The sequence below is a fragment of the Candidatus Pelagibacter sp. PS_28 genome (assembly GCF_059417885.1).
In genome coordinates this window covers 125,700-151,767 of sequence record NZ_CM182070.1, presented here as the reverse complement: position 1 = coordinate 151,767, position 26,068 = coordinate 125,700, and the positions used below count along the sequence as shown (strand labels likewise).

The 26,068-nt window shown below is 27.6% G+C and carries 24 protein-coding genes, 2 tRNA genes and 2 rRNA genes; 7 read left to right on the top strand and 21 right to left on the bottom strand.

What is annotated here, in order from left to right; genetic code table 11:
- Position 1: 1 nt before the first annotated feature.
- Positions 2 to 1,156, bottom strand: a complete 1,155-nt coding sequence (locus tag AC5SMR_RS00775; RefSeq protein ID WP_494577020.1) for a glycosyltransferase — start codon at positions 1,154 to 1,156, stop codon at positions 2 to 4.
- A 31-nt stretch (positions 1,157 to 1,187) separates the two neighbouring features.
- On the opposite strand from AC5SMR_RS00775, the gene AC5SMR_RS00770 reads away from it, so the two are divergent.
- From AC5SMR_RS00770 to AC5SMR_RS00750, 5 genes are all read left to right on the top strand, one after another.
- On the top strand, positions 1,188 to 1,595 hold the full coding sequence (locus tag AC5SMR_RS00770; RefSeq protein ID WP_494577019.1) for a hypothetical protein: 408 nt from the start codon (positions 1,188 to 1,190) through the stop codon (positions 1,593 to 1,595).
- A 98-nt stretch (positions 1,596 to 1,693) separates the two neighbouring features.
- Positions 1,694 to 2,278: a glycosyltransferase gene (locus AC5SMR_RS00765; protein ID WP_494577018.1), complete on the top strand. Its 585-nt coding sequence runs from the start codon at positions 1,694 to 1,696 to the stop codon at positions 2,276 to 2,278.
- Complete coding sequence (locus AC5SMR_RS00760) at positions 2,279 to 3,019, top strand: glycosyltransferase (protein ID WP_494577017.1); 741 nt, start codon at positions 2,279 to 2,281, stop codon at positions 3,017 to 3,019.
- On the top strand, positions 3,016 to 3,189 hold the full coding sequence (locus AC5SMR_RS00755) for a hypothetical protein (protein ID WP_494577016.1): 174 nt from the start codon (positions 3,016 to 3,018) through the stop codon (positions 3,187 to 3,189). Before AC5SMR_RS00760 ends, AC5SMR_RS00755 begins: the two co-directional genes overlap by 4 nt.
- On the top strand, positions 3,186 to 4,178 hold the full coding sequence (locus AC5SMR_RS00750; protein WP_494577015.1) for a glycosyltransferase family 4 protein: 993 nt from the start codon (positions 3,186 to 3,188) through the stop codon (positions 4,176 to 4,178). Before AC5SMR_RS00755 ends, AC5SMR_RS00750 begins: the two co-directional genes overlap by 4 nt.
- Before the next feature lie 112 nt (positions 4,179 to 4,290).
- Here AC5SMR_RS00750 and AC5SMR_RS00745 read toward each other — a convergent pair whose 3' ends face one another.
- The 6 genes from AC5SMR_RS00745 to AC5SMR_RS00720 all read right to left on the bottom strand — a co-directional run bounded on the left by AC5SMR_RS00745 (position 4,291) and on the right by AC5SMR_RS00720 (position 9,755).
- Entirely contained in the window at positions 4,291 to 5,004 is a 714-nt protein-coding gene (locus tag AC5SMR_RS00745; RefSeq protein WP_494577014.1) for a hypothetical protein, read from the bottom strand.
- Positions 5,005 to 5,358: 354 nt separating this feature from the next.
- Positions 5,359 to 5,775, bottom strand: a complete 417-nt coding sequence (locus AC5SMR_RS00740; RefSeq protein WP_494577013.1) for a hypothetical protein — start codon at positions 5,773 to 5,775, stop codon at positions 5,359 to 5,361.
- Positions 5,768 to 6,631 (bottom strand): putative sugar O-methyltransferase, encoded by an 864-nt coding sequence (locus AC5SMR_RS00735; RefSeq protein ID WP_494577396.1) that lies wholly within the window; start codon positions 6,629 to 6,631, stop codon positions 5,768 to 5,770. The genes AC5SMR_RS00740 and AC5SMR_RS00735 overlap by 8 nt, the downstream gene beginning before the upstream one ends.
- A gap of 174 nt (positions 6,632 to 6,805) precedes the next feature.
- Positions 6,806 to 7,558, bottom strand: coding sequence for a 3-deoxy-manno-octulosonate cytidylyltransferase (gene kdsB / locus AC5SMR_RS00730; protein ID WP_494577012.1), 753 nt, complete (start codon positions 7,556 to 7,558; stop codon positions 6,806 to 6,808).
- A gap of 138 nt (positions 7,559 to 7,696) precedes the next feature.
- Positions 7,697 to 9,475: an LIC12162 family transferase gene (locus tag AC5SMR_RS00725; RefSeq protein WP_494577011.1), complete on the bottom strand. Its 1,779-nt coding sequence runs from the start codon at positions 9,473 to 9,475 to the stop codon at positions 7,697 to 7,699.
- A 1-nt stretch (position 9,476) separates the two neighbouring features.
- Positions 9,477 to 9,755 (bottom strand): hypothetical protein, encoded by a 279-nt coding sequence (locus AC5SMR_RS00720; RefSeq protein WP_494577010.1) that lies wholly within the window; start codon positions 9,753 to 9,755, stop codon positions 9,477 to 9,479.
- Positions 9,756 to 9,881: 126 nt separating this feature from the next.
- Here AC5SMR_RS00720 and AC5SMR_RS00715 point away from each other — a divergent pair, with 126 nt between their 5' ends.
- Positions 9,882 to 10,085, top strand: coding sequence for a hypothetical protein (locus AC5SMR_RS00715; RefSeq protein WP_494577009.1), 204 nt, complete (start codon positions 9,882 to 9,884; stop codon positions 10,083 to 10,085).
- Between the two features lie 27 nt (positions 10,086 to 10,112).
- On the opposite strand, the gene AC5SMR_RS00710 is transcribed toward AC5SMR_RS00715, so the two are convergent.
- From AC5SMR_RS00710 to AC5SMR_RS00685, 6 genes are all read right to left on the bottom strand, one after another.
- Positions 10,113 to 11,816, bottom strand: a complete 1,704-nt coding sequence (locus AC5SMR_RS00710; protein ID WP_494577008.1) for an ATP-binding cassette domain-containing protein — start codon at positions 11,814 to 11,816, stop codon at positions 10,113 to 10,115.
- A 46-nt stretch (positions 11,817 to 11,862) separates the two neighbouring features.
- Positions 11,863 to 12,654 carry a hypothetical protein gene (locus tag AC5SMR_RS00705; protein ID WP_494577007.1) on the bottom strand — a complete coding sequence of 264 codons (792 nt, stop codon included), beginning with the start codon at positions 12,652 to 12,654 and terminating at the stop codon, positions 11,863 to 11,865.
- A gap of 83 nt (positions 12,655 to 12,737) precedes the next feature.
- Positions 12,738 to 13,832, bottom strand: coding sequence for a hypothetical protein (locus AC5SMR_RS00700; RefSeq protein WP_494577006.1), 1,095 nt, complete (start codon positions 13,830 to 13,832; stop codon positions 12,738 to 12,740).
- Positions 13,829 to 14,473, bottom strand: coding sequence for an imidazole glycerol phosphate synthase subunit HisH (hisH, locus tag AC5SMR_RS00695; protein ID WP_494577005.1), 645 nt, complete (start codon positions 14,471 to 14,473; stop codon positions 13,829 to 13,831). Before hisH ends, AC5SMR_RS00700 begins: the two co-directional genes overlap by 4 nt.
- An 80-nt stretch (positions 14,474 to 14,553) precedes the next feature.
- A complete protein-coding gene (hisF, locus tag AC5SMR_RS00690) occupies positions 14,554 to 15,321 on the bottom strand; it encodes an imidazole glycerol phosphate synthase subunit HisF (protein WP_494577004.1) in 768 nt (255 codons plus the stop codon).
- A 21-nt stretch (positions 15,322 to 15,342) separates the two neighbouring features.
- The gene (locus AC5SMR_RS00685; protein ID WP_494577003.1) at positions 15,343 to 16,503 is read right to left on the bottom strand and encodes an N-acetyl sugar amidotransferase; all 1,161 of its coding nucleotides are present in this window, start codon (positions 16,501 to 16,503) and stop codon (positions 15,343 to 15,345) included.
- Between the two features lie 127 nt (positions 16,504 to 16,630).
- Between AC5SMR_RS00685 and AC5SMR_RS00680 the strand changes: the two genes are divergently transcribed.
- Complete coding sequence (locus AC5SMR_RS00680; protein ID WP_494577002.1) at positions 16,631 to 17,290, top strand: PglD-related sugar-binding protein; 660 nt, start codon at positions 16,631 to 16,633, stop codon at positions 17,288 to 17,290.
- A gap of 369 nt (positions 17,291 to 17,659) precedes the next feature.
- Here the strand turns inward: AC5SMR_RS00680 and AC5SMR_RS00675 are convergent, their stop codons facing one another.
- The 8 genes from AC5SMR_RS00675 to AC5SMR_RS00640 all read right to left on the bottom strand — a co-directional run bounded on the left by AC5SMR_RS00675 (position 17,660) and on the right by AC5SMR_RS00640 (position 26,057).
- Complete coding sequence (locus tag AC5SMR_RS00675) at positions 17,660 to 17,965, bottom strand: cytidylyltransferase domain-containing protein (RefSeq protein WP_494577001.1); 306 nt, start codon at positions 17,963 to 17,965, stop codon at positions 17,660 to 17,662.
- On the bottom strand, positions 17,966 to 19,429 hold the full coding sequence (locus AC5SMR_RS00670; protein ID WP_494577000.1) for an aminotransferase class I/II-fold pyridoxal phosphate-dependent enzyme: 1,464 nt from the start codon (positions 19,427 to 19,429) through the stop codon (positions 17,966 to 17,968).
- Positions 19,430 to 19,434: 5 nt separating this feature from the next.
- Positions 19,435 to 20,289 carry a sugar phosphate isomerase/epimerase family protein gene (locus AC5SMR_RS00665; RefSeq protein WP_494576999.1) on the bottom strand — a complete coding sequence of 285 codons (855 nt, stop codon included), beginning with the start codon at positions 20,287 to 20,289 and terminating at the stop codon, positions 19,435 to 19,437.
- Position 20,290: 1 nt separating this feature from the next.
- Positions 20,291 to 21,319, bottom strand: coding sequence for an N-acetylneuraminate synthase family protein (locus tag AC5SMR_RS00660; protein ID WP_494576998.1), 1,029 nt, complete (start codon positions 21,317 to 21,319; stop codon positions 20,291 to 20,293).
- Positions 21,320 to 21,417: 98 nt separating this feature from the next.
- Positions 21,418 to 24,171, bottom strand: a 23S ribosomal RNA gene (locus tag AC5SMR_RS00655).
- 149 nt (positions 24,172 to 24,320) lie between these two features.
- Positions 24,321 to 24,396 (bottom strand) — tRNA-Ala (locus AC5SMR_RS00650).
- Positions 24,397 to 24,407: 11 nt separating this feature from the next.
- Positions 24,408 to 24,484 (bottom strand) — tRNA-Ile (locus AC5SMR_RS00645).
- A 98-nt stretch (positions 24,485 to 24,582) separates the two neighbouring features.
- A 16S ribosomal RNA gene (locus tag AC5SMR_RS00640) occupies positions 24,583 to 26,057 on the bottom strand.
- Together the 16S and 23S rRNA genes with 2 tRNA genes alongside form the textbook arrangement of a ribosomal RNA operon.
- Between the last annotated feature and the right edge of the window lie 11 nt (positions 26,058 to 26,068).

Here is a 26,068-nt window from a genome sequence, read left to right as displayed (position 1 = left end):
TTTAAATCAATTTTAATATTTTATTGAAAAGTACATAATGATTAAAACAAGTATAGTTTTTAGAAATTTTGAGAGTTTTAAGTTTCTTATTTTTTATATTACTGTCTGTATCATTATCAAACTGTTTATACTTATTAACTAAATCATTTACATCATCTGATTTAAATAAATATCCACCAGAGCCATTTTGAAGAATTTCTTTTGGGCCATTGGGGCAATTTGCAGAAATTATTGTTTGTTTTAAAAATGCTGCTTCAATCAAAACAAACCCTGGATCTTCCCACTTTGAAGTTAATATAAAACATTTAGCTTTTTGCAGGTAGTTATATACATTTTCAACATGACCTAAAAAATAAACTTTATTTTCAATATTTTTCTTTAATACAAATTTTTTTAGATTACTTTCAAGTTCCCCCTCACCTAAAATTACTAGGTATAAATTTGGGTCAAATTTAAGAAAATTAATAAAACCTTCTATTAACATTTTTTGATTTTTCTGATCTGTTAATCTACCAATGTTCAAAATAAATTTTTTACCTACCAAATTTTTTTTTATATTTTTCTTTTTTAATGAAGATATTTTTTTTACTTCAATGACTGGATCATATAAAATATGAAACGTCTCTTTTTTAAATATTTTTTTTTCTATAAGATCATTTTTAGTATCTTCTGTTGGACAAAGAATTATTGATAATTTTTTTTTACAAGCTTTCCATAGTAATATTCTCAAAAAATTTAATTTTGGATATCCAGATATTCTTAAAATAAACTTACATTTGAAGTTAAATAACAAAATTAATAAAAGTGGCAAAGATGAAATTAAATGTATCACAAATATGTCACCCTTATTCCTCGCTTTAAGAAATTTGAATAAACTTACAGATGTGTAAAGACCTATAAATATATAAGATAGTCTACTTTTAAAGTAAGAATATCTTGGCAATGATTTGTATATTGATTTACTTTTTGTGAGTTTAATTAAGCCTATATTATTTTCATTTATTAAATTTTGTAAGTCATCCCATTCACCAATTGCATTAATAATATGTGGACTTATTTTATTTTTAGAGTATTTCTTTAAGCTTATTGCTGAGTTTATAACTGCTTGTACGGTAGCAACCTTTGATAAAAATGGACACCAATAAAATATATTCATATTACGTATTATTATAGGATTACAATAAATTATGATAAAACAAAGACATATCTACTTCTTTCTTCCAGATTTTACTCTTGGTGGAGCTGGAAATTCAATACTAAATATATGTAAGACTTTAAAGAACAGAAAAAATAAAATAAATGTTATATCACTTGGAAAAAATCACTATAAAAAAAATTTTCAGAAAATCAACGTAAATATAACTGAGATTTCATCCAAAAAAACTATTTTAGGTATTATAAAGATATATTTTAAACTTAAAAAAATATCCAAACAAACAAATATAATTTTTGTCTCTAATATAAACTATGCTAATGTGTTGAGCTCAATAATAATAAAGAATATTAAAAATTTAAAACTAGTTCTAATTGAAAGAACACCACTGCAAGAGCTAGAGATATATTCAAGTTTTAAAGATTTTATAAAAAAAAAATAATTTTTTATTTAGCAAAAATTTTCTATAGACGTGCAGATTATATAATTGGAAACTCATCTAAAGTATCTTCTTACATTAGATTAAAATTTAATTTAAATGTGTTAACTATTAACCCTATTATTAATATAAAAAAAAAATATGAAAAAAAATATAATGAAATACTGCAAATATCTTGGATTGGAAGACATTCAAGTGAGAAAAGGCTTTTTGATTTTATAAAAAGTATTGATCATATTCAAAATGAAAATGTTAAATTTAATATTATATCAAATAAAAATATTAAAAAAGAAATCAAATTATCCGTATCAAAAAAAACTTACTCAAAATTAGAATTTTATAAATTTAAAAATGATAAAAGATTTCTCGATTATATTTATAACAAAACTGATATATTGGTAAATACTTCTATTTATGAGGGATTTCCTAATACTATTGTAGAAGCAGTCTCCTTTAATTGTTTGATTATAACAAGTAAAAGCTTTGGCGGTTATAGTGATATTATCTTGAATAATAATTTTGGTTTGATTTATAAGACTGGAAATATAAATGAACTTTCTCAAAAATTAAAGTTTGCGATTAGAAATTTTAAGAACTGTAAAATAAAAATTAAAAATGCAAAAAAAAACTTAATTAAATTGTCAAAAAAGAATGATACTTATATAAAATTTTTCAATAAAATTTAAATGAATTCAAAAAAAATTTTCTTTTCTATAATTACTCCTGTTCTAAATCAGCCTCAAATTAAAAAAACTTTTATGAGCCTTAAAAGACAAAATTTTAAGAATTTTGAACATATTGTAATCGATGGTGGATCAGAAAAAAAAACAATTTCTATTTTAAAAAAGAATAAGAAATATATTTCAAAATTAATTATCGATAAAGATGACGGAATTTACGATGCAATAAATAAAGGTATAAAAATAAGCAAAGGAGAAGTTATTGGAATTTTAAATGCTGATGATTATTATTATAAAGATACATTATCAATCGCTCATAGATATTTCAAAAATAATAAGATTGATTATTTATTTGGTAGCGTTGTTAAAGAAAGATTAATGCATGGATTTTGGCCAAATAAAATTTGGTATAAATTTAATATTTATCCTGCTCATTCATGTGGTTTTTTTGTAAAAAAGAAGCTTCATAAAAAAATTGGTTTATATGACACAAAGTTCAAATATTCATCAGATAGAGACTTTATATTCAAAATGATAAAGAGAAAATTTGTTGGTATGAATACAAAAAAATATGAAATTTTTGGAAAATTTAATCCATATGGAGTCTCAAGTAAATTGGGGTTTTTTAAAGGATTTAAAGAAGAGATAAGAGTCAGGCTGAATAATCAAAATATATTATTTGTTATATTGTTATCTTTTATTACTTTATTGTATGGTTTATTAATTCTACTACTCAAAAAAAAATGAAAATAGCAATCGTGCCTGGAGCCTTTTTTCCTAATCCAGGAGGTGCACAAGTTCAAGCGCATAATTTAGCAAATAAAATTTGCGAAAAAAAACATAATGCTGAAATGGTATTGCTAGATAAAACTGCCATTAAAAAAAAAAATATAAAATTATTTTTTTTAATAAAATGATTATTAATATAATTTTTTTATTACATTATTATTTGAATATTGACTTAACATTTCTTTTAAAAATTTATTTAAAAAAATTTATTAAAAAAAATAAATATCATATATGGCACTTTATTTTTTTAAATTATAAAAGTTTACTAATTATCAATATTCTAAAAAAATTAAATCAAAAAATAATTGTGACGTTTCAGGGTGCCGATATTCAAATTAAAAAAAAAATTAATTATGGTAATAGACTAGATATCAAGTATGAAAAACTTTTACAGATAAATAAAAAAAATATTGATTATTTTACAGCAATATCAAAAAATATTTATAATGATCTTTTAAATTTAAAAATTCCAAAAAATAAAATAATTGAAATTCCAAATGGAACTATCCTTTCAAAAGCAAAACAAATAAAAAAACAAGTAAAAAAAAACAAAGTAAATAAACTAAAAATAATCACCGTGGCGAGATATGCTAGTAAAAAAAAAGGTTTTGATCTCGTGGAAAAAATTTTAAAAATCTTATTCGAAAAAAAAATTAACTTTAAATGGACAATAATTGGAAAAAATACATCAAAGATTCTAAAAACGATTAATGATAAAAAATACATTAATTCGTTGAAAATTATTGAGGATTTAACTAACGAGAACGAATTGTATTATCCTAATTCAAAAATCTTAAAGCATTATTCTAAATCAGATATATACCTTAACCTATCAAGAATAGAGTCGTTTGGTATCACTTTTATTGAGTCTTTAAGCTGTAACTTACCTATTATCACTTTTGACAGAAAAGGTGCAAATGAAATTGTAAAAAATTTAAATAATGGTTTTGTGATAAAAAATAAAAATTTTATTAGTTTTATTAAATATCTTAACAAATTTTATAAAGACAAAAATTTTTTTAAGAACAGGCCCTATTTATCATCTAGAAAATATGATTTAGATCAATTAATCTATATCTATATTAAAACTTATAACAACTTATCAAACCAAAAATAAATTAGAGCCATGATAGGAACTAATCCATTTTTACTACATAACGAGTTGTATTTATAAAGATCAAAAGAGTTCCAATTATTTAATTTAAGAAATTGAATAAGTTAAACTATTACTAATAACAACTTGCCTTATAATCAGGGGCAAAAACTTCTACTAAAATATTTTTTTCTTTAAAATCATAAACAAGAGTAGAAGTTGAAGATACTATTATTTTTTTATAATTAATATTTCTAATATTTTTAATAATTTTAATTTTGCTTGTCTCTTTAAAAGAGAATTTATTTTTTGGATGGAGTTTAAAAAAATATACAAACTTATCATTATTAAGTAATTGGTCCTTAACATAAATATATAAATCCTCAACATCATGAGTACCTGGTAGAATCAATATATTTCTTGAAGAATTTTTAGTTATATTTTTCATTCCTTCTAATAAGCTAGAAATTTTTTTTTTATTTAATTTTATTTTAACATCTTTACCAAAAATTTTTCTATATTGATTATCTGAATATTTATTTGAAGAGATTACTTCATTAGGATGATATTTTTTTTTATTATAAATTAAATCAAACCAAAATAATTTATTTGAAAAAATTCCATGTTGATAACCTTTTACATATACTCGATTTTGTTTAAATTTTTTAATTAAATAAAAACCAAAAGAATATTCAAATAAATATAAATTAAAAATGCTTATATTAAATCTCTTAATTATTTTTGGTATAGCCTTATTATATATTTCTAATTTAGACCTGTTTATGAATGAAGTATAAAAATTCTTTATATAAAAATCATTTAAATTAAGATTATTTACTTCTAAATGCATATCATTTTTGCGCAATGAAATTAGTTTAAACACAGTTTTGAAATAACAAGTTATTACATCTAGAATATTTATAAATTGTTCAACGATTATAGTGTTTGCTTTTGATATTTTATTATAAGTAAAAATTAGTTCTAAAAAAGAATGATTTAAATGAGTTTCATCTGTTATTAAAAAATTTATTAATGATATATTTTTTTTTTATAAAAAATATCTTTCTCTTTTAAAAAAAAATTTGGATATATTGTCATGCATACTTCATTTTTAACTTTTGGTATTAAGTTTTTTTTTAACTTAATATAGATAATTAGAAATAAAGCTTTTACATAAAATTTTGAAATCTTAAAAAAAACAAAGTTAAAACTCTTTTTTTTTTTTATAATTAATTATAGTTTTTGAATTTAAAGATTTAAGTATCTTAATTGATGAATCATCATCAGTAATTAGTTTAATTGTTTTAAATTTTTTACCTTTTAAAAAATAATTCAATTTTATAAAATTTATTATTTTTGAAATCGAGAATATTTTATCGTTTCTTAGATTAAATAATTCAAGTTCTTGAAAAAAATCATCATTAAAAGTTTTAATTTTCTTCTTTAACGATTTAGCTAAATCTAACCTTGATTTTTTTTCAAAATTTTTTAATTCGCTAAATGATATATTTTTACTATTAGTAATATTAATTTTTCCTTTATTTAAATTGATATAAAAACAATTATTTTCATAGATTTTTAAATCATCTTTTTCTAAATCTATTAATACAAGATTACTCATCTTTTAAAAAAAAATATTTTATATTTTTATAAAATCTATAAAAACTTATAGGCAACATCCTTCTTAAAAAAAATTTATCTTTTTTAACTAATTTTAAATAATTTTTTTTAATTCTATTTATTTCTAGTTTAATTTTTAAGTCATCATTTTCCAATCTTTTTAATAAGAAAAAATGAATTGCAGGTTGCATCCACGACCTTTTTGATACAATTACTTTCCATTTAAAATCAAACGGGTAAAGGTGGAACTCTATAGGATATCCAACTAAATCTTTATAATATTTATTAATACACAAAAAATAACCACCTATATTAATTTTACTTTGAATTAATTTAAAATAATTGTTTATAGACTTTTTATTCATTTCCATCATTGATCTAGAGTTTATAAAAAGATCAATTCTTAAATCTGAAATATTTGTCCATGGTGAAATTATAAAAATATCAGCTTTTTTAAGATCTTTTTTGCTTAACCTTTTTTTTTTCAAATCAATATCTGTGAATATTTTTTTTTTTGGAAATAAAATTTTCAAATAATATGCGGTAATAAAATTTGACTCAGGCAAATCGATTAAAATCATTTTAAATTTTTTGATTTTTAGTAATTTGCTTGCTAGCAATCCAAATCCTTGACCTATTTCACATATTAAATTTATTTTTTTTAGATTGATGTTATTTTTTAACTCATGAGCATATTTAATACTAAAAAGGTCAGTTGGGGTATAAAATTTATTTTTAAACTTTTGAGTTTTTTTTGCTTGTCCAACATTTTTTGTTTCTAATAGTGAAGATAAAAATTTTTCTCCACAATAATTTTTTAAATTTTCAAATAGTTTTTTGCTTTTGTCTTCATTAATATAAAAATCATCAATATTATTTGATAGACCATTATTTCTAAAATTATTTAAATTACTAATTTTAAATAATTTTTTTTTTTATTAATACTTTTTTTCCAATATTTACTAGCTGAATAATTATCATATTGTTTTAGGCTTATATTAAAATTTTTAATAATCTTTTTTAAAAATAGATTATTCATTTTTTAGATATTTTTTTGATATATTGTCTTTTAATATGAATTTCTTAGCTTTAATAAAATCTTTTTTCACATCTACCGAAAAGCTATCGCCTTTAAGTAATAAAGTTTTGATTTTCATATTTAATTCTATAGCTCTTAATAATTCTATACCTTCTATTTTTTCTAAAAATGTTTGTTTAGATTCACAAAATTTTTTTAATGAAGATGGTGTAAAAGATATAATTGATAAATGCTTATAGTATAAAGAATTCTTTGTTTTAAATTGAAAAGGTAAATTTCCTCTAGACAAATATATTACATCATTCTTTTCTGTTTTTAATACATTGACCACATGTTTGCCAGCATAATTGTTTGATTTTAAAGTTGGAAGAATAATGTCGGTGTTTTTATTTTTTGAATGAAAATCAATAACTTGATCTATATGAGATGGATTTATAAGTGGTTCATCTCCTTGAATATCCACAATTAAATCATATTTTTTTTTTAATTTTTTATATCCTTCCCCAATACGTTCGGTTCCATTAGTATGTTTTTTTGATGTTAAAATTGATTTAGCTCCATAATGTTCACAAATTTTTTTTATCTCAATATCGTCACAACATATAAATAAATCATCTAATTTTTTTGACATTAATGCTCTTTTATAAGTATGTATAACAATAGGCATATCTTTAATCTTAAGTAATGGTTTATTTTTTAGTCTTGTTGATGCTAATCTTGAAGGTATTAAACCTAAAGTTTTCATGATTTAGATCCCAAAAGATATTTTAGATTTTTTTTCTCTTCAATATAATAGCTGAATATATGATGCACATTAATATTATAAATATTTCTTTTTGTAATATCTTTAGAACTACACCTAGCTAAAATCAAAGCTAAAAAATTATATTTCATGTGAGACAGTATTTTTTATTAAATTGTATATTTTTTTAATTTTTAAATTATTGCTATTTTTAATAGCATATTTATTTCTAAATTTATTTTTTATTTTTTTAACCTTAAAGTCATTCCACCAACCATTGATATTTTTAGAAATTTTTCTTAAATGTTCAATTGCCTCATCTTCATTTTCAAAATAAATATTGGCTGTTTTTAAATCTTCAAAATCTTCTTTGGCTTCATCTCTTAGTGGCCATTCATCAGTAGATGCAATAAGAATAAATGGTTTATCTAGTGCTAATGACTCTAAAAATCCTGTACTAATATAAGAATAAATCAGCAATTCATAATTTTTATAAACCTTTTCTAAGCTCTCTCCATCAGTAAAACTAAATTTTTTGATATTATGGTTTTTCCAAATATCTCTATGATTCCATTCAAATTCGGCTTCATGAAATCTTGGAATAATAGTTATATCATTTATTTTTTTTATAAAATTATTATAGAATTTCAAACTATTATCATAATACTTTGCCATTTGGTTCGAACCAGTAGAACTATCAATTCTACCTGTAAACTTTGGTCTTGACCTCACAAAATAGCATATTTTTTTTATTTCATTTTTTTTTTTAAATTTTAAATTATCTATATTTTTTAGCACAAACATTGGAATAATTTTATTTTGATTTTCTTTTTTCCATCCCCATGTAAGATAATTGTCTGAAATTTTTATTTCATGATCCTCAGCCCATGAAAATTTAATTTGTCCATACGCACCACCATGTTGTCCATAAAAAACTTTAGTCCCTGTTTCCTTTTTTTCTGCAAGATATCGCACAAAAATATTATCTGATGATAAAGATCTTGTGCTTATTATTAGTAAAGGTTTAATTGGTAAATTTAATTTTTCTATATGATCTCCAATTAAATTATAATTTTCCAAAAATTCTAAAGGAATATTTTTAAATATATTTTCAATTATAAATTTTTCAAACAAATTATTAGCTCTATAATCTAAATCTAATTTACTTCTTAATAAAAAATTAATTTTTTTTTCAAAGTCCTTATTGGAAATAAACAAAGGTAGCTGCTTAAACTTTAAATTTAATATCAACTCACTAGCTAATCCAAGATAAGTTTTAAAAAAAACAATTTTATTCTTTTCTATTTTTTTCTTAAATACATGCATGTATTTACTCATTAAAAAAGTTTTAGCTTTATGAAATAAATTTTTTTTATATCCATAATAAAAATTATCATCATAAATTTCTTTAGTTTTAGATCTAATTTCTAATTTATTTTCCTTTTTTAAAAAATTAATAATTTTGGAATAAATCAAATGGTTCCATGTAGTGCTAGAAGTCAATTTCATAAATTCTCTAGTGGTGTTAGGAATTGGTTCATTTTTAACATTTATAGAGTTATAATAATTAATATTTGGATATTTTGATAAAGCTGCAGAAACATTTTCCCATCTCTCAAAACTTACTGACAAATAATAAAATAACCAATATCCTATAATAATACGCCAATATTCCTTGCTATTATTTCTTTTATTGGCTTTATTTAAAGTTTCACATAAAATTGATAAAAGTTTTTCATATAAATTGTCTAAATATTTATTATCAATTTCAATTTTTTTTCTGTCATCCCAATGATATGGAACAACTGTTTCGTTCTTTATAATATAAGAGTTTTTTTTACACCAATTTCCTAAATATATTATTTTAGCATTGTCAGCTAATTCTTCATCACTTGTAGTAATTAACTGAATTAATTTCATTTTAAAATTTGATAATTTTAAGTTTTTCTTGAATTTTTTTCTTTATTTGGATTGCTTCTTTTAAGCCATTGATAATAGAGTTTTCTTTTTCAAAAGTATCCAATTTATTAAGTTTCAGTAAAATTTTTTTATCAAATTCATTATTTCTATCATGTTTTTTTGAAAATTTTTTCATTCCTGTTTTTGATTTATCAAAACCAACAACATTACAAGGTTTTTGCAAAACCATTGAGAGGGGTAACTCTATATATCTTAGTCCAACTATTGATATTTTATACATTGCTTATTCATAAGTGGGAATTTATATAGAGGATACCTTAAAAACTTCAATAAAATTAAAATTTTTACTAACTTCTTTTTAATTAAAAAATAGTAATTTTTATGTGTATAAATTCCTATATAAAACATGAAAATATTACATTTAAATTTTTCATCAAAAAGTGGAGCTGGCATTGGAGTTGCTAGATTACATGACTCATTAAAAAAAAGAAATATAAAAAGCTATGTGCTTCACTACGATGAGTTTATTAATGATAGAAAAAAGAATTTTTCTTACAAAAATAGAATTAATGATAATCTTAAGTTTTATAAAAAAATCTTAGAAAAATAATTTTGTAAAAATAATAATATTTATAGATTATCTTTTAATTAGGCTTCCATTTTTTAGTACAAATTTTTCATCTGCAATTTCTAACGGTTTCTCATTATGACTAACAATTATTATTGTAATTTTACCTTTTAATTTCTTTAATGTATTTACAATTTTTATTTCGTTTTCACTATCAAGTGAATTGGTAGGTTCGTCTAAAATCAGTAACTCTGGATTATTATAAAATACTCTTGCCAAACCAATTCTTTGCAACTGACCTCCAGAAATTTTTGCACCGTTTTCACCAACAATTGTATCTAGTTTTTCTGGCAAACTTTCTATAAAAGTATTAAGTTCTGACTTCTCAAGACATTCTTCAATTAAATTGTGATTTATATCACCTTGCTTAAAACCAAAGGCAATATTTGCTTTTATGGTGTCATCTAATAAGTGCGTATTTTGACTCAAATAACCAATTTTTTTTTGCCAGTTATTGTTATTTAAACTACAATTGTTTTCATCTAATAGAATAGATCCCTTGGTAGGTAATAATAATCCTGTTAAAATATTTAATAGAGTTGTTTTCCCAGATCCACTTGATCCTTGAATTGATATAGTAGAATTTTTTTTTATTTCTAAATTAAGACCTCTTAAAATATTTTTACCTTTGTAGTCAAAATTAATATTTTTTAATTGTATATTTGACTCAAATTGAATTTTTTTATTATTATCTTCACTTAAATTATAATGAGCAGATTCTTTGATTTGAACAATACTATTATAAATAATATCCATTTGGGGTATTAAATATTTAAATTGTTGGTGTGAATTAAATAATCTTAAAATATTTGGCATTGTTTTTATAATCCCAACAAAAAGAATTCCTAAAAATGGTAATGATTCATTTAAATTGATTGTTTCATCTCTCATAATAAAAATTGCACCAATTAAAGCTAAAGTTACCAGTAATATCTCTACTAAATATTTTGGTAAAAGTTCCACTATAGTAAATCTTAATTTATATCTTAAAGATTCTTGCTTATATATTTTATTTCTATCGGTAAAAAATTTTTGCCTACCTGATAATAGTATCTCTTTATATGACTGAATTCCCTCCATCATATTTTTTATATAATACGTATTATAATTAACATCTTCATTGCCAAACTTCTCAATTTTAGCTTTTGTTACTAAAGAATAGCAAAATAACAGTATAATTATTAATACTATTGCCGCTAAAGTTACTTGAAAATTTACTAATAAAACCCATTGTAGAGCTAACAGAAGTATCATTAAATCTGCATAAAAATCTACTATTCTCATAATAATTGAGTCGATGCCATTTGCATATTGCATATTCCGCAACAATAAAGATGAGCTATTATCAGTATGAAATTGATAATTTTTATTTAAATAATTTTCGTAAATTTGATTAACGACTCTCACGGTAACTTTGTTTCTAAATTTTCCTGAAAAGAATGCAGTGAGAGTTAAAAAAAGAACTTTTATTATAAAAATAGCTATTACTATTAAAAATATATAATAAGTTCTGTGTTCCTCATTTAAAAAACCAAAGTATTTTTCATTCCAATTTGGATCAGTTATGGATTTAAATACTGGTAATAAAGCGCCAATGCTTATTAACTCTAATGCTGCTGATATTAATTGAATAAAGATTAAAAAAAAGAATAAAATTTTTTCTGGCTTAGTGAATATATTAAAAAATTTTTTGGTTAACTGGAATTGAATCATTTTTTTTTATAATATTCTAAATGCCAATCAATAGATTTTTTCACTACTAATTCAACATGGGTTTTTGGGCTGCACCTAAATATTGTGAGATTAAATCTGTAAAATTCTTATTAAGAACTTTAAATTCTATATTTGACGAATTATAATTAATCATTTGTTCTTCGATATCTGTATCATTCTTGTATCGTTTTTCTTTATCTATAATTTTTAAGGTATCTTTAATTAAATTATAATTTATAAATTGTAAGTAAATAACGTATTTATCTTCAGTATGTCCTTTATATTTCTCTTTTGTGAGACTTGTTCTATGATTAATTAATGCATTAAATATTACAACATCTCCAGCTTCAGAATACAAATGAGTGTTACTAAAAATATTTTGTAGTCTATAAAATAGTCCTCTAAACTTATTTATAAATTTATTGTTTTCAGAAAAATTATCATACTTAAAGGGTTTGAGTATATCGATTCCTCCTCCCTTTCCTTTAATATTTTTTTGCAAATAGAGTCCAACTTTTGATAGCTCATTTTCTTTTTTTTTAAGGATTTCAGATTGATGAAAATCACCAGAGTCTTTATGATACCATAATTTTTTATTAAATCTTAAGTTGTTTTTTTGAATTACTATATTGTTATAAAAATATACTTTTTCATTAAAACATTTTTTTATAAATTCCAAAACTTTTTTATTGAATATAAAATTCCAAAGTAAATGATTTTCTTTGAGGCTTTCAATTGAAAGATAATAATGTTCACTTTTTACAAAATCTTTTAAATAATTTCTAATCTCATTTACTTTAGCTTCATTAAAGATATTTTTTTTAAAAACTTTTTTCATTTATGTTAAACTTTTATTAATTTAATATTACATTAACTTTACTAAGATTTTGAGAATTATTATAACTCATTTTATTTTTTATTTTAATCTTTTAATACATTCTGAATGGTTAAACTGAGGTATGAATTGTCCACGTCATATTTCATAACATCTTTTGAGGGAATAGATTTTAAAAATTTGAAATCATCAGTTTTATATATTTTATTAAAAATTTTATTTAATTGATTTTTATCATTTATACTTAAAAAATATTTATAACTTTTATTTAAGATTTTAATATTTGATGAAACTTCTCCTTTAAAATTTGCGTTTAAAAATTTTTTACAACAAATTATACATGTCTTAGCACCTCTGCTAAGAGCTTCATAACCGAGAGTGGAGTCTATCGAAACACAAAAAAAACTTTTATCTATAATAATATAAGATTTTGTAATGTCTTTTTTATAAATATAAAAATTTCTACTTTTTAATATATTGGCGTAATATTTTTTTTCTTCAGTTTTGTTATTTTCGCCTGGAAGAATTTTTAATCTTAAATTATTTTTCAAACAAAACTTGTGTAGTATTGGTAGAATAAAAAATTCATTCTTTTGAATATATTTTAACTCTTGATAATATCTATTGTTTTCATCTAGTGATGATTTTCTATATTGTGAGATAAAGATAACTTCTTTTTTTTTATTTAACTTATTTATCCTATAAAAGTTGTTCTTGATAGATCCAGATAAAATATAGTTTGCATTTATATATTTTGATAAAATTTTTTTTTCATGAGAAGAAAAACAAAAAAAATAGTCACAATAGAGTCTTCTGTGATTATTTTTTTTTAATAATGAGATAAAACTGTTCCCAAAACTACCATTTTGAATTATCAAGAATTTTGTATTTGGATTATATTTTTTCAACGTAAATAAAATAATGCTTTTATAGCAAGCGCTTATAAATAATTTGGTTTCAGATTTTTTTAAAAAAAATTGTATATACTCAGTTTTAAAATTAGACCTATAAAAAAAAATACAAGCATATAAACCTGCAAAAAAATTTATTGAATTTCTAATTTTAATTATAAATATATTTTTTGTACCAATATATTTTTTTATATATTCTGAGTTAAGATGATCAAAAATCAAGACCGAATTTTTATTTGGTAAATCAAAATTTATTTTTGGAACATTCATTTAATAGATAAAAAAAAATTTAAAAATTTTAAGCCTGATTTTCCGCTTATTTCTGGATGAAACTGACAGCCAATTATATTATTTTTCATTACTACAGATGGTATCTCAATTCCTGAATAATTTATTGTGTACAATACAGAGTCGCTATTTTTATTTGCACCAAACATATAAGAATGTACAAAATAAAAAGTGTCTTTAATGGTGATATTATTAAATAAAGTTTCTTTCACATTTGTATTTTCTTTTGAATGCATATTAAACCATCCTATATTTGGAATTTTAATATCTTCTCTAAAGTTGTTAGATTTTTTAATTGATAAAACCTTTCCTTCAATAAGATTTAGGCCTTTTGTTAACCCAAACTCCTCACTTTCCGATGTTAAAAGTTGCATACCAAGACAAATACCCAAAATAAATGTGCCTTTATTTTTTGCCCTGATCAAATGCTTGTCTAAATTTAAACCTTTAATAATCTCCATTGCCTTTGGAAATGCGCCTACACCTGGTAAAATAATATGACTAGAGTTTTCAATAACTCTCTCATCTCTTGATATCACTACTTCTGCACCCAAAAATTCTAGGGACATTTTTAAACTTAATAAATTTCCTACTCCATAATCGATGATTGTAACCTTTGTCATATATTAAAATTAGCTAACAGGTATTTTTTAATCTTGAAAATTTATCTTTTATAAAAATAGAAATAAGTAATTTCTTAATTTTATTCATTAAATTCTCTTAAATTAATTTTTTTAGATAATCCATAACTTCTGATCTCTTTAATGCTTTTAGTCTTATAATGTAAGATTGTAGCCATTGATACAGCATCAATGTTTGACTTTTTCACTAACTCTGTAAAATCCTCTAGTTGTCCCATTCCTCCTGAGGCAATAATCGGAGTATTCGTAATTTCACCAACTTCTTTTAAGAGCGGGATATCAAATCCCTTTTTGGTTCCATCCCTGTCTATTGATGTTACCAATATCTCTCCAACACCTATTTTTGTACATTTTCTTACCCAGTCCATTACTTTAATCCCAGTTTTTTCTCTTCCATTTTCTGTATAAACTTCCCAATCACTTTTGGTTAATTGTTTTGCTTCAATTGAAATAACTATACTTTGTGATCCAAATTTATCTATCAATTCTTTAATAAGGAATGGATTTTTTACAGCAGCAGTATTAACAGCAATTTTATCTGCACCGGCACTTAAAATTTCAAAAGCATCTTTAATACTTCTGATGCCTCCACCTACTGTTATTGGTATAAAAATGTTTTTAATAGCTTTTTTAATTAAACTTTTTAAACTGTTCCTACCATATAAACTTGCAACAGAATCCATATAGATTAATTCATCTGCACCACTTTCATAATATTGTTTCGCAAACTTATTCGGCTCTCCCATAACTCTCAATCCTTCTAGATGTACTCCCTTTATTAAATTATCACCTTTAATATCTAACCTTGGTATGATGCGAATTTTTCTCATTATGGACTACTAATTAAAAATTTATTTCCAAATAGGATTCTTTAATTTCCATTCATCGTTATTGTCTTTATACCATATATGATCTGATCTCCAGCTATCAATCACATCATTGAATTCATCTTCGCTTATTGCACAATACTCTAAAAATTTTTGGTAATGTTTTTTTGGAAATTCTCCATCATATTTTTTAACCAGCGCGACACCTTCTTCTCTATTTATTTTTTTATCTCTTACTTCATGTGCGGTATCAGAGGTTGCTCTACCAATCCCAAATTTTATAAATGATAAATAATAATGAAAACCGTCAAATTCATCATCTAAGCTTGCATATTTTGAATAGGTACCCTCATTTCTCTCAGTATTAGGCACAAAACCACATTTTTCTTGAGCGTAATAAAAATTTTCTTGTGGGTCCCAAAATTTATAATAACTAAAAAAATGTATTTCAATATTTTTTTCTTTAATCTTTTTGATTTGAGGTGCTTCAAATGGTTTTAATTGATCGTCAGTAATACCATGTTTTGTCCATTCTTTAGGGTGAACCCCTGAAAAGTAATGTTTAACTTGATCCTCAACAGTTCTGTTTGGTGTGTAGGCATTTTTCATATCCCCACCATATTCAACTTCTCCATTTTCACCATACATTATTAGCTGAATATCATTTTGGAGAGCTACAGTTAATGGATAGTTATATTGACCATAAATAAATGGTTGAAATGGATCTCCTAAAAATTTGAAACTAAGTTCAGTTAATTTTCTGGTGACTTTTGGGTCTGGTGTTCCTAAGATGTGATTAAAACCTGACTTAATAAAGTTGTCTAAATTTATTCTTCCTATTTCAGTTGCACTGAGAGGAGACCAAGTAACAGTTAAAGGATTCATTCCAAATTCGTATTTCATTTGATGAGCAACATAACTGCCATCTTTACCTCCACTACAAGGTATAAGAATGTCATACTCACCATTATTTTTCCTAAATTTTTCAGCAAGTTTCTTCAATTCCTTTGATCTTTCCTTCCAATCTAAAGTTTTTTTAAACTCTGAAAAGTTACAGGCAGAACAAACACCATTTTTATCAAACTTTATCCTGGGTCTTTGATTGGATATAGTACAATTATTGCAAAATTTTACATCCTTGGGTAAATTGTATAGCTTAATTAAATCATGTTTTTTAATATCCATTAAATTGACTTATTCTATATAAACATTCTAAAATCAATAAGTATATTTAGCTATTGTATTTTTTTAGACTTATAATAATAAATATACATTCATGTAATAAACTTAGCTAAAAATTATTAAAACATAAGTGAAAAATATAATTATATTTGGAAACGGAAATCATTCAAAAGTAGTTTTTTCTGAAATATTAAAATTAAAAGAATATAATATTTTAGGTTTTATTGGAACAAGTACCAAAAAAAAATTAATCATTAAATACAGGAATAAGAAATATTTTAATTTAGGAACAAATAAAATACTAAAAAATTATAATAATTTATATGGGGTCATTGGTGTTGGTGATAATTATGTTAGAAAAAAAATATATAAAGAAATAAAGATATTAAAAAAAATTAAATGGGCAAAAATTATATCTAAAGACTCAATTTTAAATGGTAATGTAAAAATAGGACCTGGGTCAATAATTATATCGGGCTCAATAATTAACAATGGAGCAAAAATAGGTTCACATTGTATAATAAACACATCATCATCAATAGACCACGATAATGTGTTTGAAAATTTTTCTAGCAGTGGCCCGTCTGTTACCACGGGAGGTAACGTTAAAGTTTGCCAATTTAGCCACCTGGGAATTGGATCTACAATAAAACATGGAGTGACAATAGGAGCTAACACTATAATAGGAGGCAAGTCTTTTGTTAACAAGGATTGTTTAAAAAATAAAATCTATTTCGGAGTCCCCGCAAAAATATTTAAAAATAGAAAACTAGGTAATACTTATTTATAAATTATATTTTTCGTAGCAAATATTCGGCATAATTAAAATCCTCTAAATAATCAATATCTACTGAACGATTATTTGGCATAATAATTCCACTTATTAAATTTTTATTAATTTTTTTTTTATAAAGAGATTTAGTTTTGTAAATATAAATTGCCCCATTTAAAATTAATGTTTGCTTCAAGTTTTGTGAATTATCAGCACCACTGCTTTTTATAATTTTTTTAAAAATTTTATTTTTACAATGATGATAAAGCCACTCAGATGGTTTAGTTTTTGTAAAGGACGTGAGAAATTCTACTCTATTTCTTTTAAAAATTTTAATTGCTTTGTCAATATCCTTATAAGTTCTGAGTGGTGATGTGGGTTGAAGAGCTAATATTGAGTTAATTTTTTTTTTTCAGATTTTTGTAAAAATTCTAAAGCATGTACGCATACTTCCGCTAAGGTTGTGTTGCTTTTTGTTAATTTTTTTGGCCTAATAAACGGGACCTCAGCTCCCATTTTTTGTGATATTTTAGCAATTTTTTTTGAATCGGTAGAAACTAGAACTTTTGTTATGTATTTTGATTTTAATGCAGCTTTAATTGTATAATAAATTAATGGTTTACCATTCAAAAGTTTTAAATTCTTATTTTTTAGACGAGATGAATATTTTTTTGCTGGGATTATGGCTATCATTTATTTATCAAGCTCATTGATAAGTTTTTGTATAATAAATTTTTGATCATTTGTGTTTATATCTGTACTTGGAAGGCTTATTGAGTTTTCAGATAAAAACTTTGAATTGGGAAATTTGCCCTTTGCAAATTTTTTAAAGGGATTCATTTCAGATAAACAAAAAAAGCCTGGTCTACATTCAATTCCTAAATTTTGTAAATTTTCTATTATCTTGTCTCTCTTAAATCTACCTAGGTTTTTTACAACAAATGTATATAGCCAATACGAGTTCGTAGACCAGTCATTTTTTGGTAATAATTTTATAGATTTTATTTGTATTAAAGATTGATCATAAATCTTAAATATCTTTTTTCTAATTTTAAGTAATTCACCTATTCTGTCTAATTGTGCAACACCTATTCCAGCCTGTAAATTGGTAAGTCTGTAATTTGATCCAACACAATCATGATAATATTTTCTTTTACTTGAAAGACCTTGGTTGATTAAAATCCTTGCTTTTTGTGCTACAGTTTTTTTTCTAAAAACAGCCATACCTCCTTCTCCGGTAGTAATTGTTTTGTTTGCAAAAAAACTAAAACAAGAACAATCTCCATCCAAACCTATTAGTCTTTTTTTATATGTTGCCCCAATTGCTTCAGCAGAATCTTCTATGATTAATAGTTTATTTTTCTTAGCAATTTTAACTATTTCGTCAATTTGACAAGGTTGGCCATAAATATGGACTGGCATTATTGCTTTTGTTTTATTTGATATCTTTTTTTTTAAATCATTTAAATCTACTGTCCAATTTTGAAGTGAAACATCTGCAATGACAGGCTTTGCCCCAACATTAATAATCGCATTTATGCTAGCACCAAAGGTAAAATTAGGAACTATTACTTCATCATTTTTTTTAATTCCTAGGGCAGATAAGGCAACTTGTAGAGCAACTGTACCGTTAGAAACTGCAACAGCGTGTCCACCTTTCAAATATTTTTCAAAATTTTTTTCAAACTTTGAGATGTATGCCCCCCTAGAAGAAATCCATCCTGACTTAATTGAATTTACAACATTATTCAACTCCTGCTCCCCCAATATTGGTGATGCCAAAGGATATCTTCTAATTTTTTTTGTAGTTGAGATGTCTACAACTCTTTTTTTATTATCAACTAGAGGTAAGCATCTAATATTCTTAGATTTGCTTTCATGATTTAATATGCGAAGAATATTTTCAATATTTGAGTCTGATCTTAAAAAAATAGGTGTTTTGTTTACTATTGAAGATTTAAAAAATATCATTTCTTTTATCTTATTCTTTTTTAAAATATTTCTTCGAATATCTCCATCTGAAATAGAGCCTTTTAAAGTAAAATGTTTATCAACTACAAAGATTAAGCCACTTTCATTTTTATTAATTTTTTTAAGTATTATTGATAGTCTGGATGGTAATTCAACTGTAAAATTAGACAGGTATTTTTTTTTCATTAAATTTATAAAATATTTAATTTTTTTTTTGTAAGAGAGTATAATCTTAAAATTTGCTCAAAATCTAAATTATAAACTTCGATAGAATAGTAATCTAAATTTTTATTTAGATGATCCCAGAACCATGCATTTTCATCAAAAGTGCTATTTGTGTCTGATAGTCCATCATTATCACTTAAGTGGTATCCTGCAATTAGATCATTGCACTTTGAAAAAAAATCTTCACATTTAAAATTTAATGAATTTGCTGATACTTTTAAGTGAGCCACATCAACTAACAATTTTATATTATCGGGACAATTATTGATAATATTCAAAGAATCATTACTGTCACACATGAGCAATGGATTTTCTTCAAAAATTTCTAGATTTTTTTTAGATAAAACATTGTTTTCCAACATAATATTTATATTGTGTTTCTTTGCTTTGTCAGAAACTAATTTTAATCTATCGATAAATAATGAAATACTATCTTCTTTATTTTGTAGAACTTTTTTTTTTACACTTTTTCCTATTTCGTTAACATTAATATCACACAAAAAACCTGCATGAAAACTGTAATAGTTAGAATTAATCTTTCCACAACTTTCTATAGCATTAAATATGTGATTTATACTTTTTTCATATATTTCTTTATTCATTGAAGCAAGGTTAATAACAAATGGATCTTTTGGTGGTGGAAAGTAATTGTGTATTTGAAATCTTGCAGTCGATTTAAATTCAGTCAATCTTTTAATATTATCTGGTGCATAAGAGGTTCCTGATAATTCAATATAATTTAATCCATTAGAAATTAAATTCCTAACAACATTAACAGTGTTAAAATTCTTATAACCTCCAGTAGAAAAATAGACTGGCATTTTATTTAAATTCTTTAAATTTGATTTGATGATCTATTTTCATATTTTTTTTTGCTTTTTTTCCTAGTACTTTTTGGATTGCTGAAAAAAAAATTCCTGTTCCTGGTCTTTTTAGTGTTAAATGGTTTTTTTTTAAAATTTCACCTTTTGAAATATTTTTTTTTATTGTAAGACTTTTTCTTGAAATTTTTGACATTTCTAACTCTTCTTTCTGACAGCTCTTAACTTCTTTTCCTAAAATTAACTCAGTTTTTCTAATTTCGAATATCATGTTTTTAAATTCATAAGGAAGGGCTGATGTTTTTTGGTCAGGTCCTAGTAATTTTTTATTTATAGTAAAGTGCTTTTCAATTATTCTTGCTCCTAAAGACACACTTATTTTTGCTGCATCATGGCCAATACTATGATCAGAAAAACCTACGTGACATTTAAATTTTTTTTGCATTAAAGAAATAGCTTTAAGATTGAGTGATTTCAATGAACACGGATAATTTGATACACAGTGCAAAAGAATATAGTTTTTATTAGAGTGTTTTTTGTATATTTCTATACATTTTTTTATTTCCTCAATCGTGCTCATGCCTGTGGATATTATCACTGTCTTTTTTGTTTTTGCCAAACAAGCATGAAGCTCTAAATCTACAATATCTGCTGATGAGGTTTTGAAAATATTACAACCTAATTTATTTAGAAATATTGCAGACTCTATATCGTAGGGTGTTGATATAAAGTCTATAGATTTTTTTTTGCAAAAATTCTTTAGGTGAATGTGGTCTTCTTTACTGAGTTCAAGAGATTTTATCATATCAAAATGTGAAGACTTCAGACCTGTGGCTTTTTTTTGATAATGGACTTTTGGAGTTTTAGGGGTAACTAATGTTTCGGCTTTAAAAGTTTGAAATTTAACTGCGTCTGCACCAGATTTTTTTGCAGAGAGCACCATTTTTTTTGCTATTGATAAACTCCCATTATGATTAACTCCAATTTCAGCAATAAAGTAGGTTTTTTTGGAAATTTTTTTAAATAGCATAATTTAAAATTATAACCTAAAGAAATTATATTTAGATTAATTTTAATAAAAAATTATTTTCTTATGTATCAAGTATCATAAAAATTTTTTTCAGTGCATAAATCAAGCCAATTGAGCTATTAGTACTGGTCAGCTACACGCATTACTGCGCTTCCACATCCAGCCTATCAACGTGGTGGTCTACCACGGCTCTATAGGAAGAACTAGTTTTGAGGTGAGTTTCCCGCTTAGATGCTTTCAGCAGTTATCTCTTCCATACTTAGCTACCCTGCACTGCGGCTGGCGCCACAACAGGTCCACCAGTGGTATGTTCAACCCGGTCCTCTCGTACTAGGGTCAACTCCTCTCAATTCTTCTACACGCATAGCAGATAGGGACCGAACTGTCTCACGACGTTCTGAACCCAGCTCACGTACCACTTTAATTGGCGAACAGCCAAACCCTTGGGACCTGCTCCAGCCCCAGGATGTGATGAGCCGACATCGAGGTGCCAAACACTGCCGTCGATATGAGCTCTTGGGCAGTATCAGCCTGTTATCCCCGGCGTACCTTTTATCCGTTGAGCGATGCCCCTTCCACTCAGAAGCACCGGATCACTATGACCGACTTTCGTCTCTGCTCGACTTGTCAGTCTCACAGTCAGGCAGGCTTATGCCATTGCACTCTACGAACGATTTCTGACCGTTCTGAGCCTACCTTCGCACGCCTCCGTTACAATTTGGGAGGCGACCGCCCCAGTCAAACTACCCACCATACAATGTCTCGCTGCCGGATGACGGCTAGCGGTTAGATGTCAAGAAAAACAAAAGAGGTATTTCACTGGTGACTCCACAAAAGCTGACGCCTTTGCTTCAAAGTCTCCCTCCTATGCTAAATATGTTTTTCCTAACACCAATGTAAAGTTGCAGTAAAGGTGCACGGGGTCTTTCCGTCTAACTACGCGAACTCCGCATCTTCACGGAGAATTCAATTTCACTGAGTTGATGTTGGAGACAGCGGAGAAATCGTTACGCCATTCATGCAGGTCGGAACTTACCCGACAAGGAATTTCGCTACCTTAGGACCGTTATAGTTACGGCCGCCGTTTACTGGGGCTTCAGAAGTTAGCTTGCACCAACCGCATTAACCTTCCAGCACCGGGCAGGCGTCAGACCCTATACATCCACTTACGTGTTAGCAGAGCCCTGTGTTTTTGATAAACAGTCGCTTCTCCCTGGCTTGTGCCACCCTTCCATAGTTGCCTACAAAAGGGTCTTCCTTATCCCGAAGTTACGGAAGCATTTTGCCGAGTTCCTTCAACATCATTCTCTCAAGCGCCTAAATATACTCTATTAATCTACCTGTGTCGGTTTCGGGTACGGTCTTCATGATGGAGCTATTTCTTGGGACCTCTTCGCGGCAAGTTCAATCCATTAAGAACTCACAACTTACGAAATCCGTCACTACCATCAGGTCAAGGAATATTAACCTTGTTTCCATCGACTACGGCTTTCGCCCTCGCCTTAGGTGCCGACTAACTCTACGCGGATTAACCTTGCATAGAAACCCTTAGATTTTCGGCGACGAAGTTTTTCACTTCGTTTATCGTTACTTATGTCAGCATTCGCACTTCTGATACCTCCAGGATCCCTCACGGGTATCCCTTCGCAGGCTTACAGAACGTTCCGCTACCCCTTACAAAGTTCGAAAACTTTGCAAAGCCACAGATTCGGTACATGATTTTAGCCCCGTTACATCTTCGGCGCAGAAACTCTATTAGACCGGTGAGCTGTTACGCTATCTTTAAAGGATGGCTGCTTCTAAGCCAACCTCCCGGCTGTTAAGGAATTTCCACATCCTTTCACACTTAATCATGATTTTGGGACCTTATCTGGTGGTCTGGGCTCTTTCCCTCTCGACCATGGACCTTAGCACCCACAGTCTGTCTGCCGAAGAACAATGTCTAGCATTCGGAGTTTTATTAGGTTTGGTAAGAATCTCTTCCCCCTAGCCCATTTAGTGCTCTACCTCTAAACATCTATTTATTCGACGCACTACCTAAATAGTTTTCGCGGAAAACCAGCTATCTACGAATTTGGTTGGCCTTTCACCCCTTACCACAAGTCATCCAAAGACTTTTCAACGTCAACTGGTTCGGTCCTCCGGTTGGTGTTACCCAACTTTCAACCTGCTCATGGTAAGCTCATTCGTTTTCGGGTCTAATTCATTAAACTAATCGCCCTATTAAGACTTGCTTTCGCTGCGCCTACACCTAGATGGCTTAAGCTTGCTTAATAAATTAAGTCACTGACCCATTATACAAAAGGTACGCCCTCACCCTAAAAAGGGCTCGGACTGATTGTAGGCATGCAGTTTCAGGTTCTATTTCACTCCCCTAATAGGGGTTCTTTTCACCTTTCCCTCACGGTACTAGTTCACTATCGGTCACTGAAGAGTATTTAGGCTTAGAGGGTGGTCCCCCTATATTCGAGCAGGATTTCTCGTGTCCCGCTTTACTCAAGAATTTTGTTAGACATTACTCATACGGGACTATCACCCTCTATGGTTAGCATTTCCAAACTATTCAAATTTTTCTAACAAAACTACTGGCCTACTCCGCGTTCGCTCGCCACTACTAACGGAATCTCAATTGATTTCTTTTCCTCTGGTTACTTAGATGTTTCAGTTCTCCAGGTTGTCTCTTTAAACCTATGTATTCAGTTTAAAGTACCACATAAAGTGGTGGGTTTCCCCATTCGGAAATTTTCGGATCAAAGCTTACATACAGCTCCCCGAAACTTATCGCAGTATATCACGTCCTTCATCGGCTTTCAGTGCCAAGGCATCCACTACACGCCCTTAAACGCTTGATTTATGCACAGAAAAAAATTCTTTTAACAGAAAATTTATCTATGTTGTGATCAAATTTTTATTTTGAACATTAAATAATAACTTTTAATGTTCGGATATAGATATTGATATAAATTATTTTTATTTACAGTTTTAATAACTAAATGTTTCCTGGTGGAGGATACAGGGATCGAACCTGCTACCTCCTGAATGCAAATCAGGCGCTCTCCCAGATGAGCTAATCCCCCATTTAGGTTTTTGGTGGGCCGAGAAAGACTCGAACTTTCGACCCCACCCTTATCAAGGGTGTGCTCTAACCAACTGAGCTACCGGCCCTACAAGAAGGAAACATTACTTTAAGAAGAGAAATGAGGACGGTCAACATTACCGATGTATATTATTTAGAGTGAAATTTTACTTTCACTCATCCTTAGAAAGGAGGTAATCCAGCCGCAGGTTCCCCTACGGCTACCTTGTTACGACTTCACCCCAGTCGCTGACTATACCGTGGTCAAGGGTTTAAAACCTTGCCTTAAGGTAGAACCAACTCCCATGGTGTGACGGGCGGTGTGTACAAGACCCGGGAACGCATTCACCGTGGCACGCTGATCCACGATTACTAGTAATTCCAGCTTCATGCACTCGAGTTGCAGAGTGCAATCCGAACTGAGGCATCTTTTCGGGATTTGCTTAACGTTGCCGTTTTGCTTCCTGTTGTAGATGCCATTGTAGCACGTGTGTAGCCCAACACGTAAGGGCCATGAGGACTTGACGTCATCCCCACCTTCCTCCAGCTTATCACTGGCAGTTCTTTCAGAGTGCCCAACTTAATGATGGCAACTAAAAGTGAGGGTTGCGCTCGTTGCGGGACTTAACCCAACATCTCACGACACGAGCTGACGACAGCCATGCAGCACCTGTGTTTCGTCCGGCCGAACCGAAAACTCTAATCTCTTAGAGTTGCGACGAACATGTCAAGTGTTGGTAAGGTTCTGCGCGTATCTTCGAATTAAACCACATGCTCCACTACTTGTGCGGGTCCCCGTCAATTCATTTGAGTTTTAACCTTGCGGTCGTACTCCCCAGGCGGTGTGTTTATCGGTTTCCCTGCGACACTGAAAATAAATTTCCAACGTCTAACACACATCGTTTACGGCATGGACTACGAGGGTATCTAATCCTCTTCGCTACCCATGCTTTCGTTCCTCAGTGTCAGTAATGATCCAGAAAGCTGCCTTCGCAATTGGTATTCTTTCTAATATCTACGAATTTCACCTCTACACTAGAAATTCTGCTTTCCTCTATCATACTCTAGCTGAAAAGTTTTGATGGCAGTTCCAGAGTTAAGCTCTGGGATTTCACCACCAACTTTTTCAACCACCTACGAACTCTTTAAGCCCAGTAATTCCGAACTACGCTAGGTCCCTTCGTATTACCGCGGCTGCTGGCACGAAGTTAGCCGGACCTTCTTATTCGGGTACAGTCATTTTCTTCCCCGACGAAAGAGCTTTACAACCCAAAGGCCTTCTTCACTCACGCGGCATCGCTGCATCAGAGTTTCCTCCATTGTGCAAGATTCCCCACTGCTGCCTCCCGTAGGAGTTTGGGCCGTGTCTCAGTCCCAATGTGGCTGATCATCCTCTCAAATCAGCTATTGATCATAGTCTTGGTAGGCCATTACCCTACCAACAAACTAATCAAGTGCGGGCTCATCCAATGGTGCATAAAGCTTTCTCCGTAAAGACTTATCCGGTATTAGCACAAGTTTCCTCGTGTTATTCCAGGCCAAAGGGTAGATACCCACATGTTACTCACCCGTCTGCCACTAAGTATTGCTACTTCGTTCGACTTGCATGTGTTAGGCGTGCCGCCAGCGTACGTTCTGAGCCATGATCAAACTCTCAAGTTAAAAAACGGCGC